The 21707-nt window shown below is 47.1% G+C and carries 23 protein-coding genes; 16 read left to right on the plus strand and 7 right to left on the minus strand.

Features of this window, described 5'->3' with window-relative positions; translation table 11 throughout:
- Positions 1–116 precede the first annotated feature (116 nt).
- The 4 genes from H608_RS0115720 to H608_RS0115735 all read right to left on the minus strand — a co-directional run bounded on the left by H608_RS0115720 (position 117) and on the right by H608_RS0115735 (position 5602).
- Positions 117–1115, minus strand: a complete 999-nt coding sequence (locus H608_RS0115720) for a PhoH family protein (RefSeq protein ID WP_028788513.1) — start codon at positions 1113–1115, stop codon at positions 117–119.
- 271 nt (positions 1116–1386) lie between these two features.
- Complete coding sequence (locus H608_RS22625; protein WP_081658916.1) at positions 1387–3876, minus strand: TonB-dependent receptor; 2490 nt, start codon at positions 3874–3876, stop codon at positions 1387–1389.
- A gap of 38 nt (positions 3877–3914) precedes the next feature.
- Positions 3915–4562, minus strand: coding sequence for a ribulose-phosphate 3-epimerase (rpe, locus tag H608_RS0115730; RefSeq protein ID WP_028788514.1), 648 nt, complete (start codon positions 4560–4562; stop codon positions 3915–3917).
- 47 nt (positions 4563–4609) lie between these two features.
- Positions 4610–5602, minus strand: coding sequence for a tetratricopeptide repeat protein (locus H608_RS0115735; protein WP_028788515.1), 993 nt, complete (start codon positions 5600–5602; stop codon positions 4610–4612).
- Between the two features lie 97 nt (positions 5603–5699).
- Here H608_RS0115735 and H608_RS0115740 point away from each other — a divergent pair, with 97 nt between their 5' ends.
- Positions 5700–6803 carry a TolB family protein gene (locus H608_RS0115740; RefSeq protein ID WP_028788516.1) on the plus strand — a complete coding sequence of 368 codons (1104 nt, stop codon included), beginning with the start codon at positions 5700–5702 and terminating at the stop codon, positions 6801–6803.
- Between the two features lie 5 nt (positions 6804–6808).
- Here the strand turns inward: H608_RS0115740 and H608_RS0115745 are convergent, their stop codons facing one another.
- The gene (locus H608_RS0115745; RefSeq protein WP_028788517.1) at positions 6809–7486 is read right to left on the minus strand and encodes a Crp/Fnr family transcriptional regulator; all 678 of its coding nucleotides are present in this window, start codon (positions 7484–7486) and stop codon (positions 6809–6811) included.
- A gap of 217 nt (positions 7487–7703) precedes the next feature.
- On the opposite strand from H608_RS0115745, the gene H608_RS0115750 reads away from it, so the two are divergent.
- Positions 7704–8183, plus strand: a complete 480-nt coding sequence (locus tag H608_RS0115750) for a hypothetical protein (RefSeq protein ID WP_028788518.1) — start codon at positions 7704–7706, stop codon at positions 8181–8183.
- On the opposite strand, the gene H608_RS0115755 is transcribed toward H608_RS0115750, so the two are convergent.
- Together H608_RS0115755 and H608_RS0115760 are read right to left on the minus strand one after the other, a co-directional pair.
- Positions 8184–9281 carry a pyridoxal phosphate-dependent aminotransferase gene (locus H608_RS0115755; RefSeq protein ID WP_038008683.1) on the minus strand — a complete coding sequence of 366 codons (1098 nt, stop codon included), beginning with the start codon at positions 9279–9281 and terminating at the stop codon, positions 8184–8186. It lies immediately after the preceding gene.
- 32 nt (positions 9282–9313) lie between these two features.
- Positions 9314–9811 carry a metallophosphoesterase family protein gene (locus H608_RS0115760; RefSeq protein WP_028788520.1) on the minus strand — a complete coding sequence of 166 codons (498 nt, stop codon included), beginning with the start codon at positions 9809–9811 and terminating at the stop codon, positions 9314–9316.
- 89 nt (positions 9812–9900) lie between these two features.
- Here H608_RS0115760 and H608_RS0115765 point away from each other — a divergent pair, with 89 nt between their 5' ends.
- The 14 genes from H608_RS0115765 to H608_RS0115825 all read left to right on the plus strand — a co-directional run bounded on the left by H608_RS0115765 (position 9901) and on the right by H608_RS0115825 (position 21519).
- A complete protein-coding gene (locus H608_RS0115765) occupies positions 9901–10356 on the plus strand; it encodes a helix-turn-helix domain-containing protein (RefSeq protein WP_028788521.1) in 456 nt (151 codons plus the stop codon).
- A complete protein-coding gene (locus H608_RS0115770) occupies positions 10346–10909 on the plus strand; it encodes a PIN domain-containing protein (RefSeq protein WP_028788522.1) in 564 nt (187 codons plus the stop codon). The genes H608_RS0115765 and H608_RS0115770 overlap by 11 nt, the downstream gene beginning before the upstream one ends.
- A gap of 250 nt (positions 10910–11159) precedes the next feature.
- Entirely contained in the window at positions 11160–12317 is a 1158-nt protein-coding gene (locus tag H608_RS0115775; RefSeq protein WP_028788523.1) for a homogentisate 1,2-dioxygenase, read from the plus strand.
- A gap of 84 nt (positions 12318–12401) precedes the next feature.
- A complete protein-coding gene (locus H608_RS0115780) occupies positions 12402–12803 on the plus strand; it encodes a hypothetical protein (protein WP_028788524.1) in 402 nt (133 codons plus the stop codon).
- 113 nt (positions 12804–12916) lie between these two features.
- The gene (gene infA / locus H608_RS0115785) at positions 12917–13135 is read left to right on the plus strand and encodes a translation initiation factor IF-1 (RefSeq protein ID WP_028788525.1); all 219 of its coding nucleotides are present in this window, start codon (positions 12917–12919) and stop codon (positions 13133–13135) included.
- 8 nt (positions 13136–13143) lie between these two features.
- Positions 13144–13260, plus strand: coding sequence for a type B 50S ribosomal protein L36 (ykgO, locus tag H608_RS24160; RefSeq protein ID WP_071836964.1), 117 nt, complete (start codon positions 13144–13146; stop codon positions 13258–13260).
- Positions 13261–13363: 103 nt separating this feature from the next.
- Entirely contained in the window at positions 13364–13744 is a 381-nt protein-coding gene (rpsM, locus tag H608_RS0115790; protein WP_028788526.1) for a 30S ribosomal protein S13, read from the plus strand.
- Between the two features lie 173 nt (positions 13745–13917).
- Positions 13918–14322, plus strand: a complete 405-nt coding sequence (gene rpsK / locus H608_RS0115795; RefSeq protein ID WP_028788527.1) for a 30S ribosomal protein S11 — start codon at positions 13918–13920, stop codon at positions 14320–14322.
- A 197-nt stretch (positions 14323–14519) separates the two neighbouring features.
- The gene (gene rpsD / locus H608_RS0115800) at positions 14520–15125 is read left to right on the plus strand and encodes a 30S ribosomal protein S4 (RefSeq protein ID WP_028788528.1); all 606 of its coding nucleotides are present in this window, start codon (positions 14520–14522) and stop codon (positions 15123–15125) included.
- Between the two features lie 67 nt (positions 15126–15192).
- Positions 15193–16194, plus strand: a complete 1002-nt coding sequence (locus tag H608_RS0115805) for a DNA-directed RNA polymerase subunit alpha (RefSeq protein ID WP_028788529.1) — start codon at positions 15193–15195, stop codon at positions 16192–16194.
- 188 nt (positions 16195–16382) lie between these two features.
- Positions 16383–16880 carry a 50S ribosomal protein L17 gene (rplQ, locus tag H608_RS0115810; protein WP_028788530.1) on the plus strand — a complete coding sequence of 166 codons (498 nt, stop codon included), beginning with the start codon at positions 16383–16385 and terminating at the stop codon, positions 16878–16880.
- A gap of 163 nt (positions 16881–17043) precedes the next feature.
- Positions 17044–19623 carry a phosphoenolpyruvate carboxylase gene (locus tag H608_RS0115815; protein WP_028788531.1) on the plus strand — a complete coding sequence of 860 codons (2580 nt, stop codon included), beginning with the start codon at positions 17044–17046 and terminating at the stop codon, positions 19621–19623.
- 70 nt (positions 19624–19693) lie between these two features.
- A complete protein-coding gene (locus H608_RS0115820) occupies positions 19694–20203 on the plus strand; it encodes a hypothetical protein (protein ID WP_028788532.1) in 510 nt (169 codons plus the stop codon).
- 233 nt (positions 20204–20436) lie between these two features.
- On the plus strand, positions 20437–21519 hold the full coding sequence (locus tag H608_RS0115825) for a PDDEXK nuclease domain-containing protein (protein ID WP_028788533.1): 1083 nt from the start codon (positions 20437–20439) through the stop codon (positions 21517–21519).
- Positions 21520–21707: the final 188 nt, after the last annotated feature.

The raw sequence follows: 21707 nt of genomic DNA on the forward strand, positions 1-21707 counted from the left end.
TTACACGCTGTGAGTAAAAAGAAAAGGCAGCCGACCGGCCACCTTTTCCAACAGATATTTTTTAAAAAACGTTGCTGCATGTGACTATTGCCGTCAAATGTAAGCAACTAATTGAATTACCTGCGTTCGCGATGCTCGCGTTCTTCCCGTTGTTCTTCCTGCTTCTCGTGCTCCTGGTTGTAGGCGCGGAGAATGGATTTTACCAGGCGGTGACGTACTACGTCTTCTTCGTCCAGTTCAACATGGCCGATGCCGTCGATATTTTTCAGGATACGTACGGCAGTTTGCAGACCGCTTCGCTGGTTGCGTGGAAGGTCTACCTGCGTCATATCACCGGTGATGATCGCTTTGGCATTGGCACCGATACGTGTAAGGAACATCTTCAACTGAAGATCGGTTGCGTTCTGTGCTTCGTCAAGAATGATGAAAGCATTGTCGAGTGTACGGCCGCGCATGTAAGCCAGCGGTGCGATCTCGATCGTGCGGGTGCTCATGTAGTATCCCAGTTTGTCAGCGGGGATCATATCATCGAGCGCATCATAGAGCGGGCGCAGATACGGGTCGATCTTTTCTTTCAGGTCGCCGGGAAGGAAGCCGAGGCTTTCACCTGCTTCTACAGCCGGACGGGTAAGAATGATCTTTTTAACGTTCTTGTTTTTGAGTGCACGCACGGCCATGGCTACTGCGGTGTAGGTTTTACCGGTACCGGCTGGTCCGATGGCAAATACGATGTCGTTCTTTTCACTGATCTGAACCAGCTTTTTCTGGTTCGCGGTCCTTGCGCGGACCGACTTACCGTTGGGCCCGAATACGAGTACTTCATTAGGGTTGCGTTCCACAAAATGGTCAACGGTTTCGGCATCATCACCGCCGAGGATCTGTTCGAAATAATTCTCACTCATGTGTCCGTTGCGTTCCAGGTAGGAAACAATGAGGGTAATCTTTTCCCTCGCCACGTCCACCTGTTCGGGGGCGCCGCTCAGTTTGATCTGTGTGCCTCTTGAAAGGATCTTGAGTAAGGGAAATTTCTTTTTTAGCAGGTCCAGTTTACCGTTGTTGACTCCGAAAAACTCGATAGGGTTGACGGTCTCGAGGTTAATGATAGTGTCTGTCAATTCCTTAGGTTTTTAATTGCTCCGGGTGGTTAGTTGCCGGCGCTTGTTTGTTCTTAAAACCGGCGAAGGGTTAACCGGGTTACCAGTGCGTCTTCCGCGCATTTGCAGAAGCTTGCCCTTCCTTTCCAAATATAATTTATTTGACGTTGAATTCCCGCTCTTTACTTATTCACAGGATGTTAATTCCTGTTAAAGCATTTCTAAATCCATGCCAGCCTTTTGACGGCCATTTCTTAACAAGGGAAAATATAGGTGTTGTGCTGCCGGTTTTTTACCAGCGCGCTACGAGTTTGAAATTGATCAGGCGTGGTGTAAGCCGGTTGGGCATCAGGTAAGTGGTGTTGGAAAAATCTTTGATCAGCAGATAGGAAATGGTATTGTCCCTGTCGATGATGTTGAATACTTCGAGGCTGGCCCAGATATTATCAAAACCCAGGAAAGGACTGTGGCTGCGGCGTTTGCTGCGATCGCTGTCGAGCAATAAATAGCTGAAGCCGATATCCGCACGGATATAGGCGGGTATCTCTGCACCATTGCGGTACTTCACGCTATTGGGAATGTTATAGGGAAGATTGGTACCGTAAATAAGATTGAGGTACATCTTCATGTTCTTGTTGGTAGCCAGGTAATCCTGGAAGAACATACCGAAAGTGATCATGCGGTCGGTAGGGCGTCTTACCCAGCCTTTTTCCAGCGTCACGCTGTCGATCGGCTGGTTTTGATCGTCGAGCGTATATTCTTTGTAGGTATCGCCTTTGATGTTTTCGCGCGTGCGCATCAGTCCGATGCTGATCCAGCTTTCAGCATCTTTTACGAGTTCGCCATGGATGCGTGTTTCCAAGCCGTAAGCATAAGCTTTTGCACTGTTCTCTCCGAAATAACGGATACGAACGTTGTCGATGTCATAGGGCACCACATCGGTCATGTTTTTATAATAACCTTCCACGGTCCAGCGCATCGGCCGGCCAAAGCCGATAAAGTTATAATCGAATCCGAGCACGCCCTGCCAGCTTTTCTGTGCTTTCAGGCCGGTATTGAGTGTGCCGTCGTAGCGACGCATTTCGCGGTAAAAAGGCGGTTGGTGATAGGCACCTGCTGCCGCGCGGAAAATGATATCACGTTTCCAGGATGGCTTCCAGCTTGCACCTATGCGCGGTGCAAGTAAAAATTCTTTATTGAGTGAATTGTAATTGAAACGAAGACCGGCCGATAAAGTAAACGAACGCGCCGAATCGCCAAACAGGATATTGTCCTGCAGGTAACCGGAAAATTTATTTACCTCCAGCGAAGCGCTCGAGTTAATCAATTTGCTCAGCTCGAGTGTATTGGGATTATAAGGAATGGAATAACCCGCGGAGTCCTGGAATTCCCATTCGTGTAAACGGTCGTTGATGGTGGTGCGGTCATAGCCGATTCCCCATTGCAGTGCATGACGATCGAGATCGAAATTTCCTTTGTGGGAATAATTCCAGTTGCGGATCGTGAGTTTGTTGCGGGCAAAATTATGAAAGATGCCCGCGCCTAATGGATTTACGATGGTGCCGAAAGTAGCCTGGCTCTGATCGAAATCGCGTTCACCAAAAAGATAAGCGCCGGCGATATCGATGTTTTCCTCTTCGTCGTTTTCAAAGCGGGAAGCCAGCCATTTCAATCTTAGTCTTTTATTTACCTGGTTGGTCAGCGATGCGCCGATCATGTTGGTGGTGTATTGATCTTTTTCCTGTCCTTCGAAATATACATCGAGCCCGAGGCTTTGTGTATAGAAAGGCGAGAATACCGAAGTGGTGAGCTGGCTGTAGGCCGGTTGCAGGAAAAATTTGCTTCGCGATATGTTGCCGAGCACTTCCGCCTGCCATTTTTTACTGATCTGGTAAGTAAATAACGCCTGCATATCAGTTGATGACGGCACGTAATTGCCCTGCGTTTCCTGTCGGCTCAGCAGATTGCGGTTGCTGCGGTTGCGCACGCCAACGAGGTACGTAAATTTTTCCTTGCGGCTGGTGCCTTCGAGTTGTAATCCCTGTTCGAGAATGCCGACATAAGCAGAGCCGCCAAAGCGGCGAGGCTTCTTGTATTGAATATCCAGCACGCTGCTCATCTTGTCGCCATACCGTGCAGCGAAACCGCCGTTATAAAAACTGATGTTGCGCACCATTTCCGGGTTGATAAAACTCAGTCCTTCCTGTTGTCCGTTGCGGATGAGGTAGGGACGGAACACTTCAAAGTCGTTTACATAAATGAGGTTTTCGTCGTAGCTGCCACCTCTTACCGTGTACTGCGAAGTCAATTCATTATTGGAGCCGACAAATATTTTGATAAGGCTTTCCACACCGGTGGTAACGGAAGGAAGATTGAGTACGGTTTTGGGATTGGGGCGGATCAGTCCGGCTTCCCGGCGGTCGCGCTGGTCGCTGATCACTACTTCATTCAATACTTCAGCACCTTTCTGCAATTGAACGGTAATGGATTCTTCTTCGCCTTCGTTGAGCAGGAAATTCTTTTGTTCGGTATTGAAACCGGTATGGCTGAATACCAGTGCAAAGGCTTTTTCCGGAACAACCTGTATGCGGAATTTTCCGGAATCATTGGTACTGATGCCGGTCTGACGGCCCAATATCGTAATGGAAACGCCTGCCAGCGGTTTATCTTCTTCGTCTACCACGATGCCGGAAACAAAAGCGGGATTTTTCTGCGCGGCCGCCGGCAGCACAAAGCAAAAGGTGAGAAGGACCAGCAGTATGGATCGAAGGGTTGGTTGCATTGGTTCAGCAGTACAAGTTACGTGTTTTGGGCTTGCGTTCAACTGGCTTTCAGCTTCGTGATCATGGCCATCGGATCAGTTGCATGGAAAACGGTGCTGCCGGCCACGAGCACACCGGCGCCTGCCGCCACGATCGAGGGAGCATTTGCTTCGGTTACGCCACCATCGATCTCGATGAGTGTTGACAGTCCGCGCTGATCGATCATGCTGCGCAGTTCCCTGATTTTTTCCAATGTATGCGGAATGAATTGTTGTCCGCCGAAGCCGGGATTCACACTCATCATGCACACGATATCTGTTTCATACAACACATCGGCCAGGGCACTTACAGGTGTATGCGGGTTGATAGCCACACCGGTTTTCATACCGAGTGAGCGGATCTGTTGCAGGTTGCGGTGAAGATGCGGGCAGGCTTCAAGATGTACGGTGAGATGATCAGCGCCGGCTTTGCGAAACTCTTCTGCATAACGTCCGGGTTCCTGTATCATCAGGTGTACGTCAAATGGCTTTTTGGTCATCGGTCGCATAAACGCGATGATCATGGGACCGAAACTGATATTGGGAACAAAGTTGCCGTCCATTACATCAAGGTGAAACCAGTCGGCTTCACTTTCATTGAGCAACTGACATGCTTTTTCCAAATGCAAAAAATCAGCGGCCAGCAGTGAGGGTGCAACCAGGGGCATGTAGATCGTTTTGCTTTGCAAGATAAGGTTTAATGCCTGAACGGATGTCAGAGTGCAGCCGCTGCATCGCGCGCTTCGGTAAAGCTCTGATCGAGCCCGTAAGCTTTTTGGTAATAATCTTTGGCGCCGGCTTTATCGCCACTGGCCTCCAGCGCCCTTCCGATCCAGTAATACGCATCCGGGAAAGAAGGTTTGATGGTGTTGGCCATGCGGAATGTTTTCAGCGCGGCTGCGTTGTTCTTTTGTTCCAGCAATATTTTACCTTTTTCTATGTAAGCATTGAGGTAGTTATAGTTTTCGCGTATGGTTTCGTCGAAAGCCGCAAGCGCTGCGGATTTGTTGCCTGTATTGGTATAATAAATGCCTTTCACATAATACGGATCGCCGGTTTTGAGCGTGTCGTATCGTATCAATGTATCAACCAGTGCCAGCGTGCGTGGATTTTTGTATTCGGCGAATTGGTAAGCCAGTTTCAGTCCGAGCTCCTGGTTCCAGGTGGGCAATTGATTGATTTTTTCCAGGAGGGAAGTAGCGGCAGCTGAATCTTTTTTCTTTTGCAGCAGTTCTACGTTCATCAGCAGCAGCTCCATGTTTTGCGGATTGGCTTCGAGCAATGCGCTGGCTTCCTTCAATGCGAGGTCTGTTTTACCGGCCGCATCATAAGCATAAGCCAGCGTCAATTTAGTCAGCGGTCCGTCTTTGAGCCGCGCGCGCGCGGCCTCGAGGAAGGCAACGGCGGAATCGGGTTTTCTTTCCAGTAAAATATTTCCCACGGCGGCAGCATAGCGGTCGTTGCCGGTGAGTTCCCATGCTTTTTTAAAATCGTCAACGGCCAGCTCGGGATAATCTGCGTTGAGCAAAGTGCCGCGGCGGGCATAAAGATCAGGGTCTTCGGGACGAAGCCTGATTTTTTCCGTCAATGTATCATAGGGAGGCTGGGACAGCAGTATTTCCTGGGGCGTCTGTGCATCCTTATTATTACAGCTAAAAAAAAGCGCGATCGCTAAAACGGGTAACAGGGCTGGAATAAAACGTTTCATATTTTGCAAAACTAGGGAAGAATGGACTATGACAATTCTCTGACAAACCGCGTGGTCAATCAAAATACCTTTGCGGCGCTCATTTAAACGTGAAAAGATGAAAAAACTTGCAGGACAATGGATGCTGCCGCTGGTGGCAGGAATAATGTTATCGCAGACTGTAATGGCCCAATCGCACGCCGGAGGCAACTCCGATACGACGGTGCATTACCCGGAAGAAACGCACCTGCGCAATGTGCAGCAGCTCACTTTCGGCGGCGATAACGCAGAAGCCTATTGGAGTTATGACGGTAAATACCTCGTGTTTCAGCGCACCAACCCAAAGGAGGGCTTGAACTGCGATCAGATATTTGTGGGCAAAGTGCCGCAGCAACCGGGAGAGAAGTTTGAATACAAAATGGTCAGCACCGGCAAGGGCCGTACCACCTGCGCTTTCTTTACCAAAGACGGCAAACATATTATTTATGCTTCTACGCACCTGGGAGGAGATTCCTGTCCACCGGTTCCGGACCGTTCCAAATACGGCAACAAATATATCTGGCCGCTTTACAGCAGCTATGATATTTTCATGGCCGATCTTGACGGCAACATCGTAAAACAACTCACCAATTCCAAAGGATATGATGCGGAAGCCACGCTTTCTCCCGACGGAAAGAAAATGATCTACACTTCCGATAAAGACGGTGATATTGAATTATACATCATGGACCTGAAATCCGGTAAGGAAAAACGCATCACGCATCAATTGGGTTATGACGGTGGCGCGTGGTTCAGTCCTGATGGTAAAAAAATCATCTGGCGTGCTTCGCGTCCGAAGACCGAAGCCGAAATCAGGGAATACAAAGAATTGCTGGCTGAAGGGCTTGTGGCTCCGACCAACATGGAAGTATGGGTAGCTGATGCCGATGGATCAAACGCCCGCCAGGTAACCAGTTTTGGTCAGGCCAACTGGGCACCTTCATTCATGCCCGACAGCAAGCGCATCATCTTCGCCTCCAATCACGAATACAAACGCGGATTTCCCTTCAATCTCTACACCATTGATGGTGACGGCTCCAACCTGCATAAAGTAAGCCGTGATAAAGGGTTTGACGCCTTTCCGATGTTCTCGCCCAACGGCAAAAAGATCGTATTTTCCAGCAACCGCAACAACGGCGGTACGCGGGACACGAATGTCTTTATTGCAGACTGGGTAGAGTAGCTTATTTAGCGGGAAGGAGCTTCGACATCCGTACTTTTCTGGCGGCTGAAATATCGCCGTGCACGGCTGAGTGTTTCCTGTTTCACACCAATGAAGGATGCGATATCCTGCAGGAGGAAACGGTTGAATACTTCAGGTTTCATTTTCAGCAGGTATTCAAACCTCGACCGGGTGGGCAGTTTCAGCAACTGATTATGTTCATTGATACTGGACATGATGTCGACCATCACTTTCATGAACATATCGGCAAATGGTTTATTCTGCAGAATGAAACCGGCAAAATTTTCATGTGATATTTCCAGGACGATGGTGTCTTCGCGGAACCGCATGTTCAGCCGGGTAGGTGCGCGATGCAGGAAGCTGCGCAGGTCGGTAAAAAAATCTTCTTCCATCAGCAGCAGCAAAACCTGATGCTTATTGTCCTGCGTGTAGAATGCTTCTACGGCGCCATTTACAATAAAGCCAATGCGGTCGGCGGTATCACCTTCGCGCAGGAACCAGGAATTTTTCCGGTAAATGCGCGTTTCAAACAAGGCCAGCGCCTGTTGGATCTTTTCTTCATCTTCGATACCAAAGTGGCGGAAAAATTCATTCAGATAGAGCAGACCGTTTTCAACAGGTTTTTCTTTAAGGTTAGCGAGACTGATGGATGGATCGAAAAGCTTGCGAAATAAAAAGGACATAGTGGTTTTTTCTGGTTAGTGTGGACAGGATCGGGTGCCTGACTTTCCTTGTGTCTGACAGGAAATTAGGGTATTTGCATCGGCGATGGTGATAGTCAATCACTTTTTGACAAATATCAAAAACGTCTGCGTCCGCAATCGTTTGTGCGTTGAAAATGAGCTTCAGAACCAGATATAAATTTTTGGTTAGCTTTGTCCGCAAATCAACTCCACATTTATGGATACCGGACTACTCCATCTGCACAATCTTCTCCGTTGGGTCATTTTAATCCTGTTGTTGCTTTCGATCGTGAAGGCATTTACAGGCTGGCAACAGAAAAGAGCGTTTACCGGCGGCGACCGCCGTGTATGGTTGTTTACCCTGATCGCTGCACATACCACGCTGCTGATTGGTATCGAGCAACTGCTGTGGGGACGTTTCGGTATACTCAAGGTCACCATACCCGAGGGTGAATCGGTTATGAAAAATTCTTTCTTCCGTTTCTTCTGGGTGGAGCATCCGTTGTTCATGGTGCTTGCAACCATTTTCATTACGCTTGGTTATGGCATGGCTAAAAAGCCTGTGGCCGATAACATAAAATTCAAAAGAGCTTTCTGGTTGTTTTTTATTGCCTTGCTGATGATCCTCGTTGCAGTGCCCTGGCCTTTCCGTGGTGAAGGGATAGCCCGTCCGCTGTTCCCGGGGATGGCCGCCTGATCAGCTTTTTAAAACAGCCGCCACTTTTTCCATTTCAGCAACGGTACCGACGCTGAGGCGTCGCCATGTTGAGCCTTCTTCGAAAGAACGCACACCCGTGATATTGTGCGATTCGAGTAAGGCTTTTACATCGCGTCCGTAACCGGCGGTATTGAAATAGACAAAACTCGTTACTGAAGGAATATAGGTCATTCCTGCTTTATCCAGTGCCGCGCAGAAAACTGCGCGTGCTGCAGTATTTTCTTTTTTACAAAAACGGACAAACTCTTCATCGCCCAGCGATGCGAGCGCGCCTGCGAGTGATACGGCTCCCGCGCCTGCATTGGCCCATGGCTGCAGATTCTTTAACTTTTCGATGGTTTGCGAATGCGCTAAGGCAAACCCAACGCGGCCACCTGCCAGCGCATACATTTTGGAAAATGTTTTTGCCACCACAAGATTGGGACATTCATTCACGAGCCGCGCAAGGGAAGGCTCATTGCTGAATTCGGTGTACGCTTCATCCAACAACACAATACAGGATGCCGGGATTTGCCGGATATACGCTTCCAGTTCGGGTGCGGGAATAACGGTACCGGTGGGGTTATTGGGATTGCAGATATAAATCAGTCTTGTTTGCGAATCTGTTTTGCCTTTCATGGCCGCGAGGTCGATCTGTTTAGCGTGGTTGAGTGGTACCGTGCGCATTTCCAGGCCGAGGTTGCGTGCGGCGGGCACCCAAAGCCGGAAGCTGGGGTCGGGAGTGACGGCATTGCCTTTTTGCAAAGCGGCCAGCACGGCAGTTAATCCCAATAATTCGGAGGAGCCGGCGCCGATCACCACATTCTCCGCCTTCAGGCCGTACATGCCGGCGATCTTGTCGATGAGTGCGGAGGTCGTGCTCCAGGGGTAGCGGTTGCTGGTATTAACGGCATCCATCATGGCTTTACGGGCAAGGGGAGAAGGGCCGTGCGGATTTTCATTGGAACCGAGACGGATCATTTCTTCCACAGGTAAAGGCCCCGGATGGTTGAAAGCTTCACGGGCGAACAGGTCGCGGCTCAGCGTAAAGGCTGCCATGGTGAGGGCTGCCTGACGGAGCATGGTACGTCTTTGCATGGGCGAATAGTTGATAAAAGAAAGATACGGAATTATCCGCGGCGTCCGAGTTCCACTATCTGGCAATCGCGCATATCGAGGCCGTCGATGGTGAGTTTGACAAGTGTGCGCACTTTATGCCAGCCCTGTTTGCCTGCAGCTCCCGGGTTGATATGCAGGAATGACCGGTCCTGGTCGTAAATAACTTTCAGGATATGCGAATGGCCGCTGATGAACAATAAAGGTTGGTGTTCGTCGAGTGACTGACGTGTTTCGGGATTGTAACGTGGTGGTGCACCACCGATATGGCGCATCAATACTTTTACTTCTTCGCAATAAAAAACGGTTTCGAGCGGAAAACGATCCCGGATATCGCGGCCGTCGATATTGCCGTATACGCCTTTGAGTGGTTTGAATGCGGCGAGCTGATCCGCTAAGGCGATATTGCCGAAGTCGCCACCATGCCAGATTTCGTCACAATCTTCGAAATGGCGGAATACATTTTCATCTAAAAAACCATGTGTATCGGAAATAAGCCCTATGCGTTTCATGGGGGAAAAATAGCCGTTATCAGTTAACTATTGTTTCGTTTGTTTTGTTTATTTCGAATATTTCGTTTATTTTTAGATAAATCGAATGTATGAGCGTCACAGAGCCACTAAAAAAGCCGTCTAAAGCCGACCAGAAAATTGCCAGCCAATCTTATAACAGGCTGACATCAATTATAGGGCGGATTCATGCTGACCAGGCGGAAATTGAAATTGAAGAAACAAGGGATAAAATCAAAATCCCATTGAGTGCGTTGAAACTTTTAGGCGAGATATTAAAGGCCATGGGGCAAGGGAAATTAATTTCTATTGTTCCTGTTGCAACGGAAGTTACTACCCAGGCAGCAGCCGAAATTATCGGTTGTTCAAGACCGCATTTAATAAAGCTGTTGGAGGAAGGTAAAATTCCTTTTATTAAAGTGGGGAAACATCGGAGAATAAAATTTGATGACGTTATCAAATACAAGAAACAAATGAAAGACCTGCAAAAGCAAAATATTATCGATATAATGAATGCGGACGAAGAATCAGGTTTGTATGATTCATAGTGTCAAATTTATTGCGGTATTAGACACCAATGTCATCTATCCGCTGATCATCCGGGATATATTATTCTGGTTTGCTCATTACAATCTCTACACACCAAAATGGAGTGAAAATATTTTTGATGAATGGAGGAGAGTAATGATAGCGAAAGGGGTTACGATAGCGGACTCCAATAAAAGGATTGATAAAGCTAATGCCGCTTTTCCTGATGCATTGGTGGAGAATTACAAAGCCTTAATCAATCATTTGGAACTGCCCGATGAAGATGACCGGCACGTAATGGCAGCAGCTATAAAAACGAATGCTCATCTTATTGTGACAAACAACCTTCGGGATTTTCCTGAAGCCTATTTGCAGTCGTTTGGTTTGAGCGCTAAATCAGCGGATGATTTTTTGACTGATATTATCGATATCAATCAGGATCAGGCCGTAGACGCATTTAAAGAAATGGTGTTGAACAAGAAAAACCCTGCGATGGATGAATTTGAAGTACTGGACCAACTACGAAAGGCAGGCTTAAAAGCCACCGCCAATTACCTCCATTCTCTGTTGTAAAAAAGTAACTGTCCTACCGGAAAACCGTAACTTTGAAAGACAACGATTGAACATGCCCTTCCATCGCAATTTTATCTACTACATCGATAAGCGCCGCTGGAAATATTATTTCCTCATGGTGTCGCTGGAACTCGTCCGGCGGGGCAATAAGTCAATAGGTGAATAAGTGAATAAGTCAATGGCTGTCTTACTTATGACTTAAAACTTATTACTCCCTCATTTTCAAATTATCAAATTTTCAAATCAGCATATGCCTCATTATCATTCTCTGGGCAGCATTCCGCATAAGCGGCATACCCAGTTTCGTAAACCCGACGGCGGATTGTATTCAGAACAATTGTTCTCTACCGAAGGGTTTTCCAACGACTACTCCTTATTATACCATATTCATCCGCCCACGCAGATCATCAAAACCGAACCGCAGATCAGTGTGGCGCCGGAAATAGCGGAAGAGCGGATGTTGCAGCACCGCAGTTTCGAAGGGTTTAACGTAAAACCCAAAGCAGATTTCCTGGAAAGCCGTGTACCGGTGCTGGTGAACAACGACTGTCATATCGTGCTGGCTGCTCCGCAGCAAAGTATGCGGGATTATTTCTATAAAAATGCCGATGCCGACGAAATGATTTTCGTGCATGAGGGGCAGGGTGTATTGCGCACCATGTACGGGGAGTTGCCTTTTAGCTATGGCGATTACCTGGTTATTCCACGGGGTACCATTTACCAGATCGAATTTGCGGACGCCAACAACCGGTTATTCATTGTGGAGTCGTTTAGCCCCATCCGTTATCCAAAGCGCTATTTAAGTAAATATGGCCAGTTGCTGGAGCATTCCCCGTACTGCGAACGTGATATACGCCCGCCACAAAATCTGCCGAGTTTTGACGAAAAAGGCGATTTCCTGATCCGCGCCAAGAAAAAAGGCGTTTTATATGGCCTGCATTACGGTACGCATCCGTTCGACGTGATCGGCTGGGACGGCTGCTGTTATCCGTATGCTTTTTCGATCCATGATTTTGAGCCGATCACCGGGCGTGTGCACCAGCCGCCGCCGGTACACCAGACATTCGAAGCCCACAATTTTGTGGTGTGCTCGTTTTGTCCCCGCCTGTTCGATTACCATCCGCAGGCGATTCCGGCACCTTATAATCACAGCAATATCGACAGTGACGAGGTGCTATATTATGTAGACGGGGATTTTATGAGCCGGAAAAATGTAACGCGCGGGATGATCACCTTGCACCCGGCGGGCATTCCGCATGGGCCGCATCCGGGTTCGGTGGAGAAAAGTATCGGGGCGAAAGAAACGAAGGAACTGGCGGTAATGGTGGACACTTTTCACCCGCTGATGTTGACCAAGGCAGCATTGGATATTGAAAATCAAGGATATGTAATGAGTTGGGCAGAATGAACGGGCGTTCGTAAAAAAGTGGAAAAAAGGGCAGGAAACCTGACGTAAATGCAGTAAATTCGGATAAACAAAAACGATAAAGCCATGGTAAAGTTATCCGAAATGAAGGCCGGTGATCTGGTGAAGGTGGATGATGAGGGCGTAGATCGGCAGGGAATAGTGGTTCGCGTAAGCAACGACGACCACAAGGTTCTGATAGACAATGGAATTCAGGAATTCTGGTTTGCGCCTGACAAATTATTTGCCATTCCGCTGGATGAAGCGCAATTGGGGCGGCTGGGTTTTGAAAAGGAGCCTTTAGGGGCAGGGATGAAGTACCTGAAAGGGCCTTTCCGGCTGGTGACCCCTGTAAAGGATGACTTTTCCAATGTGGAGATGTGGTACCGCGAAGACAAGCGTCATTTCTCCCGTCCGTTGTCGGTGCATGAGCTGCAGAACCTTCATATGCAGATGACGAAGGTTCCGCTGGATCTCGTACATGCCTGATTTTGATTAAATTATCGCAAAAAGTCTTACATTTGTGGAATAACCCGGAAAAAGAGTCCGGGTTATTTCTTTTTTTATCTATATAGTCATATCTTTGCAGCCCTAAAAATCATATGTCGAAACAAGCCCTTATAAAACAAGATGGTGTGATCCTCGAAGCCCTTTCGAACGCAATGTTCAGGGTGAAGCTGGAGAACGGCCATGAGATCGTGGCGACGATTTCCGGTAAGATGCGTATGCACTATATCCGGATCCTGCCAGGTGATAAAGTGGGCGTCGAGTTGTCGCCATATGATCTGACAAGAGGAAGAATCAACTTCAGATACAAATAATTTGAGTCATGAAAGTAAGAGCATCCATCAAAAAAAGAAGTGCAGACTGCAAGATCGTACGTCGTAAAGGCAAGCTGTACATTATTAACAAGAAGAACCCACGCTTCAAGCAGCGTCAGGGCTAAGATGACCGGTTGTGTCTGCAATTACGGAAGGTCTGTGTGAAAGGACTTTCGGACGGACGACTTTCCGGGATTAATTAAACTAACAACAAACAACAAATAGACTATGGCTCGTATTGCCGGTGTTGACTTACCAAAAAACAAAAGAGGCGAAATCGGTCTGACGTACATCTACGGTATCGGACCCGCTACTGCCAAATACATTCTTGACAAGCACAATATCAGTCGCGACAAGAAAGTAAATGAGTGGAATGACGATGATCTGAATGCTATCCGTACAACCATTACGGAAGAGCTGAAGGTTGAAGGTCAATTGCGTTCTGAGGTACAGATGAGCATCAAGCGTTTGCTGGATATCGCCTGCTACCGTGGTCTGCGCCACCGCAGAGGCCTGCCGGTTCGTGGTCAGCGTACCAAAACCAACAGCCGTACACGTAAGGGCAAGCGTAAGACAGTTGCCGGTAAGAAGAAGGCTACAAAGAAGTAATCCAAATAAGTGATTGGCAGTATGCGTTTGCATTACTGCCAATTGCTGTTTAGATATAGCACCTTTTTTACGGACCGGATTCGGATGCCCAATGGTGCGGGAGCAGGATTGGTCCGGACTGGTGATGAAAATCATCAGTGAAATAAACAGAAGATTACCTCCAAAAAACAAAAATGGCAAAAGCACAACAGAACAGCGCGAAAGCCGCTGCCAAGAAAAGAGTAGTGAAAGTGGACGCTTACGGCGATGCACATATCTCTGCTACTTTCAACAACATCATTATTTCACTGACCAACAAAAATGGTCAGGTTATTTCATGGAGCAGCGCCGGTAAAATGGGCTTCAAAGGTTCCAAGAAAAACACTCCTTATGCCGCTCAGATGGCCGCTAACGATGCAGCTAAAACTGCATTTGATGCTGGTCTGAAGCGTGTAGACGTTTACGTGAAAGGCCCCGGTGCCGGTCGCGAAAGCTCTATCCGTTCGCTGTCTCAGTCAGGCATCGAGATCGTAATGATCAAGGACGTAACTCCGCTGCCACACAATGGCTGCCGTCCCCCCAAGAAAAGAAGAGTGTAAGAAAGTAGTAAGTCTTAAGTTATAAGTAATAAGTTCTTTGAACCGATACTTAAAACTTACTACTTATCACTTATTACTCAAGACATATTTGAGCCAGGTTTGGTTTCATTTCCAACAAAGGGTGTACGATTGATTTTTTAAAAGCTTTTTACTGATCGTTGCACCGGTTTCTAAAAAAGCTTAAATGAACAACTACTATGGCACGTTACAAAGGTCCAAAGACCAAGATTTCCCGTATTTTCGGAGAGCCCATTCTGGGCAATGGTAAATGGTTGGGTAAAAACAGCAATCCTCCCGGCCAGCATGGCGAAAAACGCAAGCGTAAAACCCTAGGTGAATACGCGCTTCAGCTGCGTGAAAAGCAGAAAGCGAAGTACACTTATGGTATTCTGGAAAAGCAATTCCGCAAAACTTTTGAAGAGGCATCACGTCGTAAAGGCGTAACTGGTGAAAACCTCATCAAGTTGCTGGAAGCCCGTCTGGACAACACTGTCTACCGCATGGGTATTGCTCCTTCCCGTCCTGCTGCGCGTCAGCTGGTTAGCCACAAACACGTTGAAGTAAACGGCCAGGTAGTGAACATTCCTTCCTACCAACTGAAAGCCGGTGATGTAATCACCATCAAAGAAGGCAGCCGCGAGCGCACTTCTATCACCAGCGTGGTACGTGGTAAGAACCCTAAATTCAGCTGGCTGGATTGGAACGAAACAGAGCTCAAAGGAACTTTCATCACTTATCCAGAGCGTGAAAGTGTTCCTGAAAACATCAAGGAGCAACTGATCGTAGAACTTTACAGCAAGTAATAAAATCTGACGGCCACGTGCCGTCATTTTGCTGCGATTCCCAACATTTAAAAATTAAATCTGAAATATGGCAATTTTGAATTTCCAGAAGCCGGATAAAATCATCCTGCAAAAGGCGACAGATTTCGAAGCTCAGTTTGAGTTCCGTCCGCTGGAGCCTGGTTTTGGCGTCACCATCGGTAATGCACTGCGTCGTGTATTGCTGAGTTCCCTGGAAGGTTATGCAATCGTGGGTGTAAAGATCGAAGGTGTTGACCACGAGTTTGCAACCATGAAAGGTGTAAGCGAAGACGTTGTGGAAATTTTCCTCAATCTGAAGCAGGTTCGCTTCAAGAAAGTCGTAGAACACGAGGTGGCCAACGAGAAGATCGTTCTGTCGCTGAAGAATAAAACTGAATTCACTGCCGGTATGATCGGAGAAGGCACACATTCCTTCCAGATCATGAACCCCGAACTGCTGATCTGCACACTCGATTCTTCCGCTAAAATGGATATCGAACTGACTATCGGTAAAGGTCGTGGTTACGTTCCTGCAGAGGAAAACAAACCCAAAGATGCGCCTATCGGTTACATCGCGATCGACTCTATCTTCACGCCGATCAAGAACGTGAAATACAGCATCGAGAATACCCGTGTGGAACAACGCACCGACTATGAGAAACTGATCATGGAAGTATCTACCGATGGTACCATCCATCCGGAAGAAGCGGTGAAGCAAGCTTCCCGTATCCTGATCCAGCACCTCATGATCATCACCGACGAAAACATCACTTTCGACAATAAAGAAGAGAAGAAAGAAGACCTCGTAGACGAGCAAACACTCCAGCTCCGCAAAGTGCTGAAGACTCCGCTCGAAGACCTGGATCTCTCTGTTCGCGCCTTCAACTGTCTGAAAGCTGCAAAAATCAATTCACTGAGCGAACTCGTTCAATACGAACAGGAAGACCTGATGAAGTTCCGCAACTTCGGTCAGAAGTCTCTTGCAGAGATCGAACAAGTACTCAGCGAAAGAGGTCTCGGATTCGGAATGGATCTGCAGAAACTCGGCGTTGATAAAGATGAACTTTGATTAATTTGAGAATTTGATATTTGAAGATCAGCCAATTAATTTTCAAATTATCAAATTCTCAAATTGTCTAATTAAATAGTAAGTAGGTTGTAATTCCTTGACACGGTACAACCGAAATTTTAAAACCCGGTTTGATAAAATGAGAATCATCAAATTTTCAAATTATCAAATTCTCAAATTAAAACGTCATGCGTCACGGAGACAAAATTAACAACCTCGGCCGTACCAAAGCACACCGCGAGGCCCTGCTGTCTAACCTGGCTTGCCAGTTGATCCAGCACAAACGTATCGTTACTACCCTGGCTAAAGCCAAAGCATTGCGCAAGTTCGTAGAGCCACTGATCACTAAGGGTAAAGAAAATACCACGCACCAGCGTCGTATCGTGTTCAGCTACCTGCAGGACAAAGAAGCTATCAAAGAACTTTTCGGCGCTGTCGCTGAAAAAGTTGGTGGCCGTCCCGGTGGTTACACACGTATCCTCAAACTCGGCGCACGTCCTGGTGACAACGCTGAGAAAGCGCTGATCGAACTGGTTGACTTCAACGAAGTATATGGTAAAGGTGCTGATGAAGCGAAAACCGCTACCAAACGTACACGTCGTGCAGGTGGAGCCAAAAAGAAAGCGGAAGAAACACCAGCTGCTGAAACAGCTGCTCCGGCCGCAGAAGAAACTACCGCAGAGTAATTCTCTATATCAAGGTTTTGATAATGCCCCCGGATTTCCGGGGGCATTTTTTTGATCATTTTTCTGCGTTAACCGTACAGGCGTTTGTCACAAAATGGTTTAACTTCAGGCATCGACCCGCTGCTTGCCTCTTTTTACGATGCTTTTTTAAAACACTGTTTACATGGATCACACTTCGTCGCAGTCTTTGCAGCAATTCAGGAATCTCGTTGGTATCAGATTCCAGTTGTACAACAGCCTTTTTACTTCGCTTCCTTTTCATAAGATCGAAAAAACAGGCATTCTCCTTTCCCTGCTGTCCAGCAATTGCGAAGACGGCTATAAAAAAAATCAAAGCCCTATACAGATCATCGAAGAGTTCTTCAGCAAACAAACCGCTTACGTAAACGAACAGGAGAAGCTCGATCTGCTTTTCCGCTTTGTACAGTATGCCGAAAGACAGGTGGTACTGTTCGACGCACTTGAAGATTCTGCTTTCCGCGAGGTACATGACATGAACGGAGTAGGTACACTCAAACACCTTGAGTCGGAAATCATACGTACCGAAAAACAGGATGAGCTGGCAAAGAAATTGGAAGACTTCACCGTGAGGCTGGTACTCACCGCGCACCCCACGCAGTTTTATCCCGGTCCCGTACTCGGCATCATTCACGATCTTTCCAAAGCGTTGGCCGATAACAACGCCACGCTCGTTAATACACTGCAACAGCAACTCGGACGTACACCTTTTCTCAAAAAAGAAAAGCCTACGCCTTACGACGAAGCTGTGAGCCTGATATGGTACATGGAAAATGTATTCTATCCGGCCGCCGGCCGCATCATTGCCGCATTGAAAGGTTCTTTCCCACATGCAGTCGGTACCGAAAACCCGGTGTTCCAGATGGGATTCTGGCCCGGTGGCGACCGCGACGGCAACCCTTTCGTCAATACCGAAACCACGCTGCGGGTCGCCGACTCACTGCGTGGCAGCATCCTCAAATGTTATTACCTCGATGTGCGTAAACTGCGCCGCCGCCTCACATTCCAGGGCATCGAACCACTGCTCATAGGACTGGAGAAAAAATTATACGACAACCTTTTCATCCCCGGCTACCGTTCACACCTTACCAAAGAAGAGATCGTTGAAACACTGGAACAGGTACGCAAGATTATTATTCATGAACACAATGGATTGTTTCAGCACCTGGTCGAAAGCCTGCTGAACAAAGTGCATATTTTCGGTGTACACTTTGCTTCACTCGACATCCGGCAGGAGAGTGGTGTGCATACCCATCTCTTCGAAACGATGGCGGAAAGCAATTACATTGTACCTGCTGAATATCCCGGATGGCCGGAAGAACAGAAGATCAGTTTTCTTTCTACCATTACCGAGACCGCCGATCCGTCTTTATTCAAAGACGATGTGGAACGCGATACGCTCGAGTGCGTGGCTGCGATCAAAACGATCCAGCAATACAACGGCGCAGATGGTTGCAACCGCTATATCATCAGCCAATGCAACAGCGCCGCAAATGCCATGGAAGTATTCGCGTTGTTCCTGCTGGCGGGCTGGAAGAAAGAAGAAATGAACATAGACATCGTTCCGCTTTTCGAAACGATCGAAGACCTGAAACATGCTGCGGTGGTGATGGAAAAATTATACCGCGACCCTGCCTACCGGGAACACCTCAAGAGGAGAAAGAACTTCCAGACGATCATGGTTGGGTTCTCCGATGGTACCAAAGACGGAGGTTACCTGATGGCCAACTGGAGTATTTACAAAGCCAAGGAAGAACTGACACGCATCTCCCGCGAGTACGGCATCGACGTTATCTTCTTCGATGGACGCGGCGGCCCGCCTTCACGCGGCGGCGGCAAAACACATCGTTTTTATGCATCTATGGGCCGCAATATTTCCAATAAAGAAATACAACTCACCATACAGGGACAGACCGTAAGTTCCAACTTCGGCACCATCGATGCGGCGGAGTTCAACATCGGTCAGTTGTTGAATGCCGGCATCAGCAATGATTTATTTGTAAGTCGCAATACGATCCTTTCCGATAAAGAAACGGAATTGCTGCAGCAACTTGCCGAAGCTGGATTCGACTCGTATAAACAATTAAAAAATCATCCTTACCTGACCGATTACCTTGTGCATGCAAGTCCTCTGCGGTTTTACAACCAGACGAATATCGGCAGCCGTCCTGCGAAACGTGGTAAGTCATCGGGTATATCATTGAAAGATCTGCGGGCTATTCCTTTCGCGGGTTCCTGGAGCCAGTTGAAACAAAATGTAACCGGCTTTTATGGCGTAGGGTCCGCGTTGCAGAAACTGGAGAAAGAAGGACGCCTGGATGAGCTGAAGAAACTCTATAAAGAGTCATTGTTCTTTAAGACGCTGCTCGATAACTGTGAGATGGCGATGATGAAATCATTCTTCCCGCTTACGAGTTATTTATCCAGACACAAACAGTTTGGCGAGATCTGGCAGATGATCTACCATGAATTTGAACTGACGCGCCAATATTTATTTAAGCTATCCGGACATACCGAGCTGATGCAGGATTACCCAATCGACCAACTGTCTATCCAGATGCGGGAACGCATTGTGATGCCGCTGGTAACCATTCAGCAATACGCACTTACGCGGATCCGGGAAATGGAAGAACAACTGGTAACATCGCCCTTGCGGCCGGTTTATGAAAAACTGGTGATGCGTTGTTCCTTCGGCATCATCAACGCCGGACGTAATTCAGCCTGATAGTATCCCCACTTTGTGTGATAGGCGGCATGCTTGTTTTTTTGTAATTTTCAATAACAAAACAGCAATCATGTCGCCTCTTTTATATACCGGCTATAGCAATATTTATGATGCAGAAAGAATGCCCTGGGGAGAAACGGTAGAAGCCAACGGCAATGACTATATAGTCCGTACCGATTTAGGCAACCAGGTACTGGCGTGGGTATCATACGGTGGTTCGCAGGCGCAAAACCAATCCTGGTGCCACGGGTTTTCGTTGGGAACGCATGAGCGTTGGGGCTATTCGGTTTATTCGGGCAGGCATGTGGCGCGTGTACTGGCGGATGAATATCGCCGTGTTAATCGTTTCGAAGCGCAGCCGGGAGATATTATCGCCTGGCGCACATCCAATCCCAACCGTGATCATCCGCACACGGCTATCTTAAAAAGATTGGTATTACTTCCTAATGGGTGGATCGATTTTACCCGTTCATTGATGGACAGCAAAAACGGTCCGGATCCCGTGCAACGTGATGAACCGATACTGACGATGGTGCGGGTTTATGGAAGTATGATCATGTTTTACCGGAAGTTGCGGTAGCGCAGGCCTTTGGTGATGTGCGATGATTTTAACCAATAGGTTTCAGACGATGTTGTTTTGATATGATATAAGCTTCGTTGCATTGAGCAACGATAATAAATTCTACTATTCCATTCCTCTGTAATAGCGGCCTCACTGCGGTCACTATTTGTCATTCAAACGATATTTAAACGCTTAGTTTTTAATGTTTTGCTGTTTGATGCGTTCGGCATTTTGTGATGCTATATTGCGAAATGGAAAAACAATTTTTAGACATTGTTGAGCTGATACGTCAGTCGAGAAACAATGCAATACGCGCAGTAAATACCGAGTTGATAAACCTTTATTGGAACGTCGGTGGGTATATAAAAACTAAACTGTCAACCGCAGAATGGGGTGATAAAACGGTGGAGGAATTGGCTGAGTTTATTCAGAAGAACAACCCTGAATTGAAAGGGTTTAATAAAAGCAGCTTGTATCGAATGATTCAATTTTATGAGGTTTATGCTAATACCCAAATTGTCGCCTCACTGCGGCGACAATTACAGGAGACTGGAAATCAGCCTGATATATTTGGGGCCTCACTGCGCCCACAATTTGAACAACAGGATATCAGAAAGACGATTCTTAGTCAAATAAGCTGGACACATCACCGGACAATTTTTGCCAGATGTAAATCTGAAGAAGAAAGGGAGTTTTATATCCGGATGACGGTCAAAGAAAATTACAGTGTACGCGAACTCGACCGCCAGATATCTGCAAGTCTCTTTGAACGAATGGTAATCAGCAATCAAAAACCAATTGCACCGAAATCAAACAACCATCCTGATATCAGTAAGACCTTTAAAGACAGTTATATTTTTGAGTTTTTAAATCTGCCTGATTCGTACAGTGAAAGTGATTTACAAAAAGGCCTGATCAAGCAGATGCGGGATTTTATCCTGGAACTGGGAAAAGATTTTCTTTTTGTTGGCGATGAGTACAAAATACAGGTCGGTAAGAGTGATTTTTATATCGACCTATTATTTTATCACCGAGAATTACAATGCCTCATTGCCTTTGAATTAAAAGCAGACGATTTTAAACCAGAACATTTAGGGAAATTAAATTTCTATCTCGAAGCGCTTGACCGGGATGTCAAGAAGGAGAATGAAAATCCCAGCATCGGTATTTTACTTTGTAAAGACCGGGATAACGAGGTAGTCGAATACGCGTTGAACCGCACACTTTCGCCAACCCTGATTTCAAAATATCACACACAACTGCCGGATAAGAAGCTGCTGCAGCAGAAGTTACATGAATTGTTTGAAAACACAACCAGTCAGAGAGGTGAGTAAGTTAATAGGTCAATAGGTGAATGCCGTGGTTCATGTATACACGAACCACGGAACAGGTGAATTGTCAACGGCTGTTACTTGTAACTTACAACTTATTACGGTTATTTTACTTAATACGCTCACCCGCTTCTTAGTTGCGCCTTTGTTGATCTCCGGATTAGTGCCCTTGTTGGTCTCCCGACCAACAA

Source organism: Terrimonas ferruginea DSM 30193, from assembly GCF_000425585.1.
Taxonomy (GTDB): domain Bacteria; phylum Bacteroidota; class Bacteroidia; order Chitinophagales; family Chitinophagaceae; genus Terrimonas; species Terrimonas ferruginea.

Excerpts from the sequence above, each read along its gene's own strand:
- H608_RS22625 (WP_081658916.1), bottom strand. The coding sequence starts at position 3,876 with ATGCAACCAACCCTTCGATCCATACTGCTGGTCCTTCTCACCTTTTGC.
- rpe (WP_028788514.1), bottom strand. The coding sequence starts at position 4,562 with ATGCCCCTGGTTGCACCCTCACTGCTGGCCGCTGATTTTTTGCATTTG.
- H608_RS0115735 (WP_028788515.1), bottom strand. The coding sequence starts at position 5,602 with ATGAAACGTTTTATTCCAGCCCTGTTACCCGTTTTAGCGATCGCGCTT.
- H608_RS0115740 (WP_028788516.1), top strand. The coding sequence starts at position 5,700 with ATGAAAAAACTTGCAGGACAATGGATGCTGCCGCTGGTGGCAGGAATA.
- H608_RS0115745 (WP_028788517.1), bottom strand. The coding sequence starts at position 7,486 with ATGTCCTTTTTATTTCGCAAGCTTTTCGATCCATCCATCAGTCTCGCT.
- H608_RS0115750 (WP_028788518.1), top strand. The coding sequence starts at position 7,704 with ATGGATACCGGACTACTCCATCTGCACAATCTTCTCCGTTGGGTCATT.
- H608_RS0115755 (WP_038008683.1), bottom strand. The coding sequence starts at position 9,281 with ATGCAAAGACGTACCATGCTCCGTCAGGCAGCCCTCACCATGGCAGCC.
- H608_RS0115760 (WP_028788520.1), bottom strand. The coding sequence starts at position 9,811 with ATGAAACGCATAGGGCTTATTTCCGATACACATGGTTTTTTAGATGAA.
- H608_RS0115765 (WP_028788521.1), top strand. The coding sequence starts at position 9,901 with ATGAGCGTCACAGAGCCACTAAAAAAGCCGTCTAAAGCCGACCAGAAA.
- H608_RS0115770 (WP_028788522.1), top strand. The coding sequence starts at position 10,346 with ATGATTCATAGTGTCAAATTTATTGCGGTATTAGACACCAATGTCATC.
- H608_RS0115775 (WP_028788523.1), top strand. The coding sequence starts at position 11,160 with ATGCCTCATTATCATTCTCTGGGCAGCATTCCGCATAAGCGGCATACC.
- H608_RS0115780 (WP_028788524.1), top strand. The coding sequence starts at position 12,402 with ATGGTAAAGTTATCCGAAATGAAGGCCGGTGATCTGGTGAAGGTGGAT.
- infA (WP_028788525.1), top strand. The coding sequence starts at position 12,917 with ATGTCGAAACAAGCCCTTATAAAACAAGATGGTGTGATCCTCGAAGCC.
- ykgO (WP_071836964.1), top strand. The coding sequence starts at position 13,144 with ATGAAAGTAAGAGCATCCATCAAAAAAAGAAGTGCAGACTGCAAGATC.
- rpsM (WP_028788526.1), top strand. The coding sequence starts at position 13,364 with ATGGCTCGTATTGCCGGTGTTGACTTACCAAAAAACAAAAGAGGCGAA.
- rpsK (WP_028788527.1), top strand. The coding sequence starts at position 13,918 with ATGGCAAAAGCACAACAGAACAGCGCGAAAGCCGCTGCCAAGAAAAGA.
- rpsD (WP_028788528.1), top strand. The coding sequence starts at position 14,520 with ATGGCACGTTACAAAGGTCCAAAGACCAAGATTTCCCGTATTTTCGGA.
- H608_RS0115805 (WP_028788529.1), top strand. The coding sequence starts at position 15,193 with ATGGCAATTTTGAATTTCCAGAAGCCGGATAAAATCATCCTGCAAAAG.
- rplQ (WP_028788530.1), top strand. The coding sequence starts at position 16,383 with ATGCGTCACGGAGACAAAATTAACAACCTCGGCCGTACCAAAGCACAC.
- H608_RS0115815 (WP_028788531.1), top strand. The coding sequence starts at position 17,044 with ATGGATCACACTTCGTCGCAGTCTTTGCAGCAATTCAGGAATCTCGTT.
- H608_RS0115820 (WP_028788532.1), top strand. The coding sequence starts at position 19,694 with ATGTCGCCTCTTTTATATACCGGCTATAGCAATATTTATGATGCAGAA.
- H608_RS0115825 (WP_028788533.1), top strand. The coding sequence starts at position 20,437 with ATGGAAAAACAATTTTTAGACATTGTTGAGCTGATACGTCAGTCGAGA.